The following is a 12230-nucleotide window of genomic DNA, read 5'->3' on the forward strand; positions in this document are numbered from 1 at the left end:
CATAGTAGGGCTTCCTCCTTAAGATTCTGAGTTAGAGTGGTATCTTACTCATATCTTACTGAGGGGCTTTATTTTTTTCAAACCTGATATTTAACAATCTACAGGAATGCTAAACTGCTTCATTAGTTGAATAACGTGAAAAGACGTGTAAAATCCTTTTAAGATAATGTATAATCCGAATTAATAACCAGTTGCCCCATCTGTTTAACCCAATCAATTACATCTTTTATGACAACATAGTTTTCTAAGTAATAAACAACGCCACCATTTGATGGATCGTATCTATATATCATACCTATTGTCTCTAACTTATAGGCAAAATCACCTTCGGTAGACGAAAACCATTCTTCTATGTACTCGTCATAATGCTCAAGTTTATTTCTAATTTCCCTTAACCCTTTAGGTGCTTCTGGGATACGACCCCAATATTGTTTTATCAATGCTACCCTTTCTTTTGTACGAGTAGGATTAAAAGTTCTACCCGGCTTTACTATATTAAGAATTTTAATTCCATTAGAAAGAATCCATTTAGAGTCTTCAGCCCCTCCATAAGGAATGCTGCCCCTATAGTGACACAAGAAAAAGCTCTCCCAGGAAAGCCCCTTTTGTTTAAGTGTATTCTTCTCGCAAACTAACCTTTTTCTTTCTCTTAATTTAGGAATACTTCACTATTGGAAAAAATCCCTAATGAAAATTAGAACTTAGTAATATTTTGCTGCAGTATCTATTTTAAAGAAGCCTCTATGCCCTTCTGATAATAATCAACTTTAATTTCTTTTGGAACCATACTTCCGCCAGTTGCCCATATAATATGTGTTCCCAGACTTAAATTTTCAGTAAGATTGTTCCTGTTTAAGTAAGCAGTTCCCTCATGTAGTAACTTTATAGGACCGATCATTCCTGCTAGGGCAGAAGGTTCGAGTTGAATTTCCTCAGTATCGGACAATTGTTTAAGGAGTTTATATAAATGCTCGTCATTAACAGTGTAACTGCCGCTTAAAATAGGTTCCATTACTTTCCCAACAAATTTAGATGCTCTTCCTACCGCAAGTCCGTCTGCATCAGTTTTATTATTAATTCCTATATCTTGTACTGAGATTTGATCATGAAGACCAGTCATTAAACCTAATAAAATACAAGCTGACTGAGTAGGCTCTCCAAAGAAACAATGAACATTATCTTGAAACATTAATTTTAATCCAAAGGTTACACCTCCTGGACCTCCTCCAACGCCACATGGCAAGTAAACAAATAAAGGGTGTTCTTCATCTACAGTAATACCCAATTCATTTAACTGTTTGCTTAATCGAGATGCTGCAACAGAATAACCAAGGAATAAATCCCTTGAATTTTCATCATCTACAAAATGACAAGTAGGGTCAGTACCTGCCTGCTTTCTTCCTTCCTCCACTGCCTTACTATAATCATCTTCATGTTCAACTACATTCACATTTTTACTTCTAAGTAAATCTTTCTTCCATTGTTTTGCATCTGCTGACATATGAACAGTCACCTTAAAACCCAACTTCGCACTGATTATACCTATGCTTAACCCCAGATTTCCAGTAGAACCTACAACAATAGAGTATTTAGAAAAAAAACTTCGGAATTTCTCACTATCTAAAATGGAATAATCATCGTCTATGGTTAATAACTGATGTTGGATTGCTAGTGATTCTGCGTGTTTTAGAACTTCATAAATCCCTCCTCTTGCCTTAATAGAACCAGAGATGGGTAGATCATTGTCACATTTTAAAAGAAGGTTACCTGGTATTGTCGTATGATAATTTATTTCTAGGTTCTTCTTCATTGAAGGAATTTCTACTAACGGTGATTCTATAATACCATTTGTCCCCTTAGTCTCAGGAAAAACTCTGGATATATAGGGTGAAAAACGGTTTAATCGGTCTTCTGCATCTTTAACATCCTCTTTTGTTAATGGGACTTTTTTGATTCCTAAAGGAAATTGTTCTATTTTTGGATTGGACCAGAAAACTTCTTCTAACGACATAAGTTTCTGAAGCAATGGGTAATGGACTATCAACTTATTCACATCAAGTTTTGTCATAAGATTAACCTCCTATCAATTTCGATACTTCAATTAAAATATACTTAATAAATTAATTCAAAATTAATATTAACATTGCACATTGTTTTTGTTAAGTTTAATTTAATATATTTATTTAAAATTAATTATAAGGAGCACGAATTAATGGAAGAAAATGAAATTGGAAGAAAAATTGCTGATTACCGCAAAGGAAAAGGATTAACTAGTAGAGAATTAGCAAAGCTTACTGATATAACACCATCTATGTTGAGCCAGATAGAAAAAGGAACAGTGAATCCATCTTTACAAACTCTTAAGTTATTAGCTAAAAACCTTGATATACCAATGTTTATGTTTTTCATGGAAGAAACGAACACAAAGAGTCTTGTTGTACGAAATAAAAACAGAAAAAAAATGGTAGTGGATAATTTAACATATGAACTTTTATCCCCTGATTTTAACGGTAACTTGGCGAGTGTCATTATGAATCTACCTCCTAATACCCAATCATCAGAAAAACTTTTGGGTCATAAAGGGGAAGAAATTGCTTATGTTTTAACTGGTAAAGTAAAAATTTATTTAAATGACGAGGAATATACTCTGGATACTGGTGACAGTGTAAAAATCCCAACAAACTTAAAACACAAATGGAAAAATCCATTTATTGAGGAAACAAATATATTATTTTCGGTAACTCCTCCTATTTTTTAATAAAAGTATTTATATGGATTTAAAACTTGAAAAAGGATTGACTATTAGCAAATAGTCAATCCTTTTCTTTGTAATGAATTACCACAAAATTGATTTCTTCTTGTATTAACCTGACCCGTTAGTGGAACAAGAAAAAGAGCCGCAGCTACGACTCTTTGCTAAACTCAAGCACCCGTTACTTTAAGTACAGTTCTTCACAAACAATGACTCCCCTTATTTTTGTTGGCTTCTAGAAATAGTTTTATTAGTATTTTATTGCCACACTGGAATAAAACACTAAACCGAAGAATAAAAGGAGATGGGGATTGTGCCCACTCCTTTATACTTTTTTTTTGTATACTTAATTATTATTATTTGTTTTAACCCAGAGGTTGACGAAGGACAAATCTTTTCTTTTATTAATAAGGATATGGGTATGGTGGATATGGATAGTAAGGGTATGGGTATGGTAGATAATAAAGGTATGGTGGATAATAAGGGTATGGTGGGTATGGGTAATAAGGGTAGCCAAATCCAAATACTGGGCTTCCGAATCCAAATCTCTGGTCATTAACATTAATTATATCTTGTTGACCGACTGCTGGGAGGGATGGCGTAAATTGATAATCATTAGTCAAGGTAATTCCTCCTCTATAAATATAAAAATACAATAAAGGATATGTTACTATTACCTAATGTGATTGGGTAAACACCCTTATACTATATTTTAAATAAAGAAAAAATCAAGGCTCTTTTCTCAATATCATGTATCCAAAAATTATTCTCTAGTTTAACTAACCTGCTTCGATAGTTGAAGAAGTTATATCCTTACAAAAATAAGCCCTTCTTATTTATTTGAGAGGAGCTGATTAAAACAAATAAATTACCTCATAAGTCTACTAATTCTCACAAGCATAATTATCTTTATCTCTGTCCATTTTAGATTGATATGCTGGATGATCAGCTGGTACGCCATTTGGATATACCTTTCTTAAATCAGTACAGTTGGCAAAGAACTCTGACCCTCCACTAGAAGTAGTCGAACTTGCTTCAGCCTCCGCTTGTACTTTAGCTTCAGCCTTTGCTTTAGCCTCAGCTTCTTCTTTCGCTTTGGCTTCAGCTTCTGCCTTTTCTTTAGTTTCTGCTTTTTTATCTTCAACTTTAGATTCCGAACTAGCTGTTTCTTTAGCCTCAGGCATCGTTCCTTCGTCTTGATTGCCACAACCAGCAATTATAGATAGTGTTAGTGCAGAAGTTAATATTAAAGTTTTTTTCATCATGTTACATTTCTCGTCTTATGTTTTAATTTGATTATTATTAGTGTAACTTATTTTGTGAATATAGTCCTAATGTTTTCTATATTATTCCACCTTTATGTGAAATCTCTACTTCATAATTGTTATCCTCATAAACCTCTAGGATAGTGCCTACTTGTCCTTTAGTAAACTCATTATTGGGATCATTTTTAATTATCCTTACGCCATCATATTGTTTCATATATTCACCATTTCCCAATTAACCTTGTTAAATTATCCTGCCCGTTAGCTCAATAACAAAAAGGATCGCCGCAGCAATCCTCGTTCTTCCACTATCGCACCCGTTAGCCATTCATGCAGCGCAAAATCAGCGCTGCACCACAGAGAATGAAAATGGCTAAGACCGTCTATACTGTTTTAATGCTGGCGAAGAAGGTCTTTGAACTATGGTGCCTTTGAGCCCATCCGTTAGTCTGACTCCAACGACCACGGTGTACCACCGACTGTCGCGCCCTTTATGGGTAGTACTCATGGGAGATTAATCCTTTTTCTGGTTGTTGCGCCAGCTTTAACTGATTTCATTTTAAGTAGAAAGGTTTCACAAGCGATTTATCAGCCAATCTTATATACGATCCTTCAAGAGGCTCTGCCTTTTTTAAAAACTGGTTTTTCTGGGTCTATTTTTCATGCCATTTTTCAGTTTTTATTTTCATGGGAGTTTAAGTGCATTTTTTCACAATCCTTATATATGGATTCCCCTCCTGGAAACACCACCATCCCCCAGGACCATATACATGACCCGTGTGGTGGGCTACTACATGGATAATTAAAGCTATTTTTGTCTGGTATCATTTGGTTTTAATGGCCTATTTTTCTCTTAGTTTAAAAAATAAACAGGCTATTTTATTAGGACAACATCATCCTGTGATACATATAGATAAGGTGTAAATATATATATTTAATTTAAAGGGGAGACATCATGAAATATTTAATAGGTAAAGTAATCAGGGTTGATCGAGGCGGACCAGAATCCAGAATTGGGAAGTTAATGGATGCAAGTGACGATCATATCGCCCTTCTCACGGAAGATGAAGGGGTCGTTTACTACAACACTAAACATATTAAAAGTTTAACTGATAATGTAAAGGGCGAGATGAAATCCAACATTGAAGTTCCTAACGATTCCGAATTTAAAAAGGCGGGTAATTTCCAAGACCTGTTTGAGTCATTGAAATTAAAATGGGTAAAAATTAATCGTGGCGGTCCTGAGAAGGTAGAGGGTGTAATCACTGAGGTAAATAAAGATTTTGTTGTTTTGATCAATAATCAGGAAATCGTTCACGTTTCCATGTTCCACATTAAAAATATGAGTTATGGGGTAAAAATTGAAAAGGCTGAAAAAGAAAAATCTGATAACCAAGCTAGTGACAAAGCTGGAAACCAATCAAGTAACCAATCAAAAATGGCTGAATCCGAAAAACAACAGTCACGTCAAGAAGTTGTAAAATCAAACGATGACAGTAAAAATAAAAAAAATAAGACCAAAAGCAGAACAAAGATAACTTCGCAAAAAATCGCTGCTAAAGATGCTGAAAGTGATCTATCTGATCTCTTATCCACAATGGAAAAGTTTTTACGAAATTACTCTAAAACGAACTAATATTAAGTTTTTAAGATCCTCACGCACAGCGATTCGCAGAGTGGTTGAATGAGGGGACACTGTCAAGAAAACGCTTGATAGTACCCCATCATTCATTTTTTTTTGTAAGAATATCCTAAGTTTTAAATATAGGTGGTATTCACTACCTCCATAGACTCTTCTTTCTTAAAACTAACCTGCCAGTAAGTACAACAAGAAAAAATACCGCTGCAGCGATCTCAATCTTTAACTCTTGCACCCTTTAGTTTAAGTATATTTCTTCACAATCTTTCTAGGGTTTTTACAGAGAAGTGTTTACATTAAAAATCAAGCAAAAAGAGTGTTAATCCTTTTTGGGATCAAAACTCAAGTTATTAAAGTAACATTCATCGATATTTTTATAGTTTTGCCTTCATTAATAATGAAATCTGTTGCTCATCTGTATTTGAAATCTGCTCCAGTTGATTAACAATTAGCTCTTGTCTCTGCAATGGGTGGTTTTGACTTAACTTTGCTTTCCCTTCTATTTTGTTGATCTTTATTTTGAATCCTTGAACTCCTTTGTTCATACCAGCGAGAAACTCATCATCTACATCTTGTAAACTGTATGAACTGTCTGGAGCTTCGTACTTCAATACCATATCATGTAAGGAGTCCATTAACTCATGTTCATCCTCTATTAGTTCTACTTCTCCGTAAACATGAACGGTCACATAATTCCATGTTGGTACTGCTTCATTCGTCTCATACCAAGATGGAGATATATAACAATGCGGACCATGAAAAATAGCTAAGATGGTTTGGTTTTTTATATCTTTCCACTGAGGATTGGGACGAGCAAAATGTCCATATAAGTATGAATTATCCTTGTTCAATATTAACGGTAAATGAGTCGCAAAAGGCAATCCATTATGTTGAGAAAAAAGAGTCGCAAAACTATGTTCCCTCATAATGTCGAAGGCAAGTGTTTCGTCTTTAATTTTAAAATGTGTAGGAATATACATGTTATTTTCTCCTCCCAGAATCTTTTCTTATATTCAATTTATAATTTCCCCATAAGATAACCGTTTTTCTAGTCATTAATGCTTCTTCATCTAATACAATTCTGTCATACCATTAGCTATATACCATAAGATTTATTCCTTTTCATATTTAATTATTTAGCTATGTCAATTGAACATGAAAAGTTAGTTTTTCACGGAAACAGAACCTTTTTTTGATACGGGAGCATTTTTGCCTAATATTACTGAAAAGACAACAATCACTGCTATTACAAGAGTGAAAAGGGTTATGGATTCATCTAGAAATACTGTTGCAAATAGAATCATCAAAAATGGTTGTAAGTATTGAATTTGACTAACTCTTGCTATTCCGCCCATAGACATTCCGCTATACCAAGCAACATATGCTAGAAATTGACTAACTACCGCAAGATAAATAAAACTAACCCAAGCTTGTAAAGGAGCATGGAGCATTTCAGTCGTAAGGTTTAGCCCAACTGGAATAATGAAAAATGGGGCACCGATCATAATCGCCCAAGCAATTACCTGCCAGCTACCTATTTCTTTCGCTAATTTCCCTCCTTCTGCGTAACTAAGTCCAAGTATAATCACTGCTGCTAATAAAGCTAAATCGGCAAATTGTAACTGACCGAAGCCTAGATGAAGGGCATACACAATAACAGCAAAAGAGCCGATTATACTTGAAATACAGAATTTGAGTGAAGGGACTTCACCAGCTCTAAACATTGCAAATCCTGTGGTGGCTAATGGCAACAGTGCTAATTCCACAGCTCCATGAGAAACAGGCAAGGATTCCATTGCCCAAGAAGTGAGGAGAGGGAATCCTAAAACTGCACCAACAGCAACAATAATTAAACTTATGAATTGGCGTGGAGAAGGTAGTTTTTCTTTTCGAACAATCAATACAACAGCAACTAAAATAGCGGCAACAACTGTTCTTCCTAAACCGACGACCGTAGTCCCAAAATACTCTACTGCAATACTTGTAGAAGGGAGCGTTAAGCTAAAACAAATGACACCTACTAGTCCCGACAATAATCCAAATTTCTCTCTGGTTTCTCTCTGCATTTTATCCGACCCCTATCTTTTTTACTTTGTATCATATCTGTACCATTTTCTACTTTTATTAAAAAATAGTTCTGATATAATCAAAATAATAACGGGTACACTCAATAAAAATAAACTATTTTTTTACCCTTCTGTCCTGGTTCAGTTAAAAGGAGGTTCGAGATTTGAGCTCAAAATATATTAGTATAATGGAAGAAATTAAGCTTCGGCTAGGAGATGGATCACTCCGTGCAGGTAGTAAACTCCCTTCTGTTCGTCAGCTATCTGAGCATTTTTCATGTAGCAAAAATACAGTTATTAAGGCATACGAGGAACTAGAAAAGGAGCATTTAATTTATTCTGTTCCTAAAAGTGGTTACTTTGTTGTAAATGAATTTCAAAATACAACGAATGAAAATGAGGTCATTGATTTCTTGTCTGCTGGTCCAGATAAAAACGTTATGCCTTATCTTGAATTTCAACATTGTATGAATCAAGCAATTGAACAATATAAAGAAGAGCTTTTTACATACTCTGATCAACAAGGGCTTTACTCATTACGAGTACAGTTAGTGAAATATTTGGAGAATTTACAGGTGTTCACTCAACCTGAAAGAGTAGTCGTTGTATCTGGTTCGCAGCAAGCCCTTAATTTATTAATTTCTATGCCATTTCCAAATGGCAAAAACAATATTCTTATTGAACAACCTACTTATTTCGGATTTATTGAGTCCATCAATCTGCACCAAGCTACTACTTTTGGAATTGAGTTAACGATGGAAGGGATTGATTTCGATCGTCTGGAATACATTTTTCGTAATAATGATATAAAATTTTTCTACATTATCCCGAGATTCCACAATCCTCTTGGACATTCTTACACGAATAGTGAAAAGAAAAAAATCGTTGAGTTAGCTGAAAAATACGATGTGTATATAGTGGGAGATGATTTTTTAGGAGACCTTGATCCAAATGCAAAATCAGATCCTTTATTTTCTTTTGATCCTTCTGGGAGAGTGATTTATATTAAAAGCTTTTCGAAAATTTTTCTCCCAGGGTTAAGGATTGCTACTGTCGTTCTACCTTCTTTAATGATTAACAAGTTTTTACGTTATAAATTCAGTTCTGATTTTAATAGTTCAGCTCTTTCTCAAGGTGCTCTTGAAATTTATTTGAAAAGTGGGATGTTTAATAGCCATCTAAAAAAAATAAAAGAGGTATACCGTACTAAAATGAAAATCCTTCAAGAATCATGCGAATTACTGCTGCCTGCTAATACTTATTTTTCAAAACCGACTTCAGGTTTCTATCTATCCATCAGGTTGCCCGAGAATGTGACAGCAAAACAGGTAGTTCATATGCTAAACGAGCAGCATATTCATGTTGATGATGCCTCTAGAATGTTTTTACCAGAATATAAAAAGGAAAATCTCCTTCGATTAAGTATCTCTCAAGTGAATGAGAGTCAAATTAAACTAGGGGTAGAGCGATTGGCTCACTGTATTGCTTTAATTGATAGTAGAAAAAATCATATTACTCCAAATAACTTTTTCCAGGTTTAGGTGATAGAACATATACCCATGTCATAAGAGTTTTCTTGCCCTTATGACTCTTTTCGTATTAACCTTAATTGCCAAGGTAACCAGAACCCATTCCATTACTTTTTTACTTTTATTTTCTCGGGTATAGTCGTCCAGTACATTGGGTCTTCCAAACCGAGCCGCCAAATCCCGATTCCCCGTAAGTTATATTTTTCTACAAGGTTTAGCTTAAACCGCAGACTATGGCTATTCTCAAACCAAGCCTGGTGGCTATGATGTTCTTCATCTACGTAACTGAAATGAGGTGTTTGCGAACGGGAGTCCCATAGAACTTTAGCTTTATATTTTGTTTTCCGACCCATTAACTCTTCATAGGAGCTATACATGGCTTTGCCTGCCGTTGTATCCCAGTCCCATCCATAACCAGCGATACCAAGTAAAATTTTTGATGGTGGTACTTCATGTTTCAATGCATAACGAATAGTTGCTTCTGTCCAATTGACTGATGCTGTTGACCCGGGTTTTGTTCTTGGGTTGTGTTCATCGTATGTCATAATCATTAACCCATCTGAATATAGACCAAGTTTTTCGTAATCAAACCACGGTGACCAGGGATTAGCACGGGAATCACCTGTGTTTGCCGGGACTGAAACCGTAACTACTTTTCCATCACAATGCAGAGCATCAGACAATTTTTTTATCAGCTGACTAAAGGAATCTCGGTCAGTCAAATACAAATTTTCCATGTCAATATTAATACCATCATAGTTAAACTGATTCATTTCATTGCGTAAGTTCTGAATGAAAACATTGCGGTTGTTATCGTTATCGAGTACATTACTCGCTACCAGCTTGCCCTTCTCGACGGTTTCATAGAAGAGATTATGTACAACCATATATACCTTCAGGTGTTTTTTATGAGCACTCTGAATAACCTTTCTCTTATGATCTGCTGTAACGGAATCTATAAGACTGCCTGGACGTTTATCATCAAGCTTATACCAAAAGGGTGCAATGATGCTTAAACTGTTGAAATGCGAGTTAACTGTAGGTTGAGACCCTGGATATGTTCCTTCCTTTTCTGTGTAGAAACCTAAAACTTCACGAGAAGTTTTATTATCCTTATTGTATTCCTCTTTTCTTTGTAACTGACTACAGGATGACATTAGTAATAATGCCATGCTTAAAGCAATGATGGTGAATGACCGATAACAATTTTTCGCCATAATACACCTTCTTCAAATTGTATATTTCTTAAGTTTGTATATTTCTTAGGTTGATTAGAAAAGTTGCAACTTATTCACGAATTGACTTTCCCCCGTAAAGGATCTCGGGAAAAAGACCACCACAAGTTAATTTAAGTAGTTCGGTTTTGAAGTACAAAACGCATTTAGAAGGCAAAATCGAAACAGAATTAGCAACCGAATTAACATTATAAATAACATTAAAATTGGCATAAAAAAACGCTCAGAACGAAAATCCCTGAGCGTTGTTTTTATAATATTTATTCAATTAAAGCACCTTATAGTTTAAGTACATTATTTCACAATCTTTCTTATGGAATAAAAAAAGCGACTTTCATCTTAAAAGTCACTCATCGTTAGCTGTCCATAAAAAATTGAATGTTGAAGCCAGGAACTGCCCTGTTAGCCAACCATGCTGCACTTCATAGCACCACAGATAATGAAAGACTTTCGTTATTTCATGGGAGTTGAAGAAGGGTCACCATAACAATCGTTATAGGAATTAATCTACTAAAAAAGGCTACTTAACGTAACCTTTTTTAGTACAATCATTTTCTATTTATTTTTGACTTTAAGGGCCTTAATTACTTCTTCTGTTGCCTCAGCAATAAGCTCGTCGTTATAATCAGCATCTTTTTTATCACGACTCGAAAGTACAGCAAGAACAATAGGGTCTCCTTTTGATGGCCAAATGATCGCAATGTCATTTCGCGTACCATATGATCCTGCTCCAGTCTTATCAGCCACTACCCAACCTTTCGGCACTCCAGCACGAATTAACGCATCTCCAGTAGTATTTCTCTTCATCCAATCTATTAAAAGTTCACGTTTCTCAGTTGGAAGTGTATCTCCCAATGTAAAAGCCTGAAGACTAGTAGCAAGTGCTCTTGGTGTACTCGTATCATGAGTTTCACCAGGATTAACTTCATTTAAATCTGGCTCAAATCGCTCAGGGTTGGTAACATTATCTCCAATTTCCTCCAGTGCTTTTTTAAATCCAGTCGGTCCCCCCAGTTGTTTAAGGATAAGGTTTCCAGCAGTATTGTCACTGTATCGAAGAGAAGCATCAGAAAGCTCCTTAAGAGTCATCCCCGTATCAACATGCTTTTCTGTAATCGGATTATAATTAACAAGATCCTCAGGTGTATAGGTAATTCTTTGATTAAGGTCTTCTATTGATTTCTGTTGTAAAAGTGCTCCTACAGCTAGAGCCTTATGAGTAGAGGCATAAGCAAAACGCTCATCTGGATGATAGGTTACTGTTTGGTTTGTACCAGTATCCAACGCAAAGACACCAAGTTTAGCATCAAATTTTTCTTCAAGCTTAGCAAAATCATGATTAGTGGCAGTTTCTTGTTTTTTGGGTTTAGTTAATTCAGCATGAACGTTATTGTTTGAACAACCTACAAGTGTTGCACATGAAAGAAATAGTACAGGCACAATTTTTCTGAATGTGGAAGTACTAAAAATGTTGCTCAATGATTTCATTAAAATTCAACCTCTTTCTAAAAAATATTTATTATGTATTCTCCTGGGATAGCAGCCGGATCTTTTAACTCTTGCACCCTATCTTTTGTTCATGATGTAGACCTCCTAATTATTTGATTAGACTCTTATGTACGAATTGAAAAAACAGCCTCATGCAAGGAGTTTTAACGGATTACATTTGTAGTCTTATTACATCTGTAGTATAGTATTACATATGTAATCAAGTAAAGTCAATTCTTTATTTTTTTACCATCAA

11 protein-coding genes and 1 pseudogene are annotated in these 12230 nt (G+C 35.1%); 4 read left to right on the plus strand and 8 right to left on the minus strand.

Features of this window, described 5'->3' with window-relative positions; genetic code table 11:
* Positions 1 to 158: 158 nt before the first annotated feature.
* Positions 159 to 578, minus strand: a complete 420-nt coding sequence (locus ACIQAA_RS29115) for a hypothetical protein (RefSeq protein WP_402626592.1) — start codon at positions 576 to 578, stop codon at positions 159 to 161.
* Positions 579 to 724: 146 nt separating this feature from the next.
* On the minus strand, positions 725 to 2068 hold the full coding sequence (locus ACIQAA_RS29120) for a D-serine ammonia-lyase (protein ID WP_402626594.1): 1344 nt from the start codon (positions 2066 to 2068) through the stop codon (positions 725 to 727).
* 144 nt (positions 2069 to 2212) lie between these two features.
* Here ACIQAA_RS29120 and ACIQAA_RS29125 point away from each other — a divergent pair, with 144 nt between their 5' ends.
* Together ACIQAA_RS29125 and ACIQAA_RS29130 are read left to right on the plus strand one after the other, a co-directional pair.
* Positions 2213 to 2758 carry a helix-turn-helix domain-containing protein gene (locus tag ACIQAA_RS29125; RefSeq protein ID WP_402626596.1) on the plus strand — a complete coding sequence of 182 codons (546 nt, stop codon included), beginning with the start codon at positions 2213 to 2215 and terminating at the stop codon, positions 2756 to 2758.
* Between the two features lie 307 nt (positions 2759 to 3065).
* Positions 3066 to 3311 carry a hypothetical protein gene (locus tag ACIQAA_RS29130; RefSeq protein WP_402626598.1) on the plus strand — a complete coding sequence of 82 codons (246 nt, stop codon included), beginning with the start codon at positions 3066 to 3068 and terminating at the stop codon, positions 3309 to 3311.
* A 325-nt stretch (positions 3312 to 3636) separates the two neighbouring features.
* Here the strand turns inward: ACIQAA_RS29130 and ACIQAA_RS29135 are convergent.
* Positions 3637 to 3795 (minus strand): annotated as a pseudogene (locus tag ACIQAA_RS29135) (excalibur calcium-binding domain-containing protein); the annotation flags it as partial.
* 298 nt (positions 3796 to 4093) lie between these two features.
* Positions 4094 to 4234, minus strand: coding sequence for a DUF4926 domain-containing protein (locus ACIQAA_RS29140; protein ID WP_402626600.1), 141 nt, complete (start codon positions 4232 to 4234; stop codon positions 4094 to 4096).
* A gap of 738 nt (positions 4235 to 4972) precedes the next feature.
* On the opposite strand from ACIQAA_RS29140, the gene ACIQAA_RS29145 reads away from it, so the two are divergent.
* Positions 4973 to 5653 carry a hypothetical protein gene (locus tag ACIQAA_RS29145; protein WP_402626602.1) on the plus strand — a complete coding sequence of 227 codons (681 nt, stop codon included), beginning with the start codon at positions 4973 to 4975 and terminating at the stop codon, positions 5651 to 5653.
* Positions 5654 to 6030: 377 nt separating this feature from the next.
* Here the strand turns inward: ACIQAA_RS29145 and ACIQAA_RS29150 are convergent, their stop codons facing one another.
* Together ACIQAA_RS29150 and ACIQAA_RS29155 are read right to left on the minus strand one after the other, a co-directional pair.
* Entirely contained in the window at positions 6031 to 6636 is a 606-nt protein-coding gene (locus ACIQAA_RS29150) for an FMN-binding negative transcriptional regulator (protein ID WP_402626604.1), read from the minus strand.
* Positions 6637 to 6819: 183 nt separating this feature from the next.
* Complete coding sequence (locus ACIQAA_RS29155) at positions 6820 to 7722, minus strand: DMT family transporter (protein WP_402626606.1); 903 nt, start codon at positions 7720 to 7722, stop codon at positions 6820 to 6822.
* Positions 7723 to 7886: 164 nt separating this feature from the next.
* Between ACIQAA_RS29155 and ACIQAA_RS29160 the strand changes: the two genes are divergently transcribed.
* On the plus strand, positions 7887 to 9263 hold the full coding sequence (locus ACIQAA_RS29160; RefSeq protein WP_402626608.1) for an aminotransferase-like domain-containing protein: 1377 nt from the start codon (positions 7887 to 7889) through the stop codon (positions 9261 to 9263).
* A 95-nt stretch (positions 9264 to 9358) separates the two neighbouring features.
* On the opposite strand, the gene ACIQAA_RS29165 is transcribed toward ACIQAA_RS29160, so the two are convergent.
* Both ACIQAA_RS29165 and bla read right to left on the minus strand, forming a co-directional pair.
* The gene (locus tag ACIQAA_RS29165) at positions 9359 to 10468 is read right to left on the minus strand and encodes a glycosyl hydrolase family 18 protein (RefSeq protein ID WP_402626610.1); all 1110 of its coding nucleotides are present in this window, start codon (positions 10466 to 10468) and stop codon (positions 9359 to 9361) included.
* Positions 10469 to 11041: 573 nt separating this feature from the next.
* Positions 11042 to 11974 carry a class A beta-lactamase gene (bla, locus tag ACIQAA_RS29170; RefSeq protein ID WP_402626612.1) on the minus strand — a complete coding sequence of 311 codons (933 nt, stop codon included), beginning with the start codon at positions 11972 to 11974 and terminating at the stop codon, positions 11042 to 11044.
* Positions 11975 to 12230 lie beyond the last annotated feature (256 nt).

It is taken from the genome of Neobacillus sp. NPDC093182 (genome assembly GCF_044754045.1).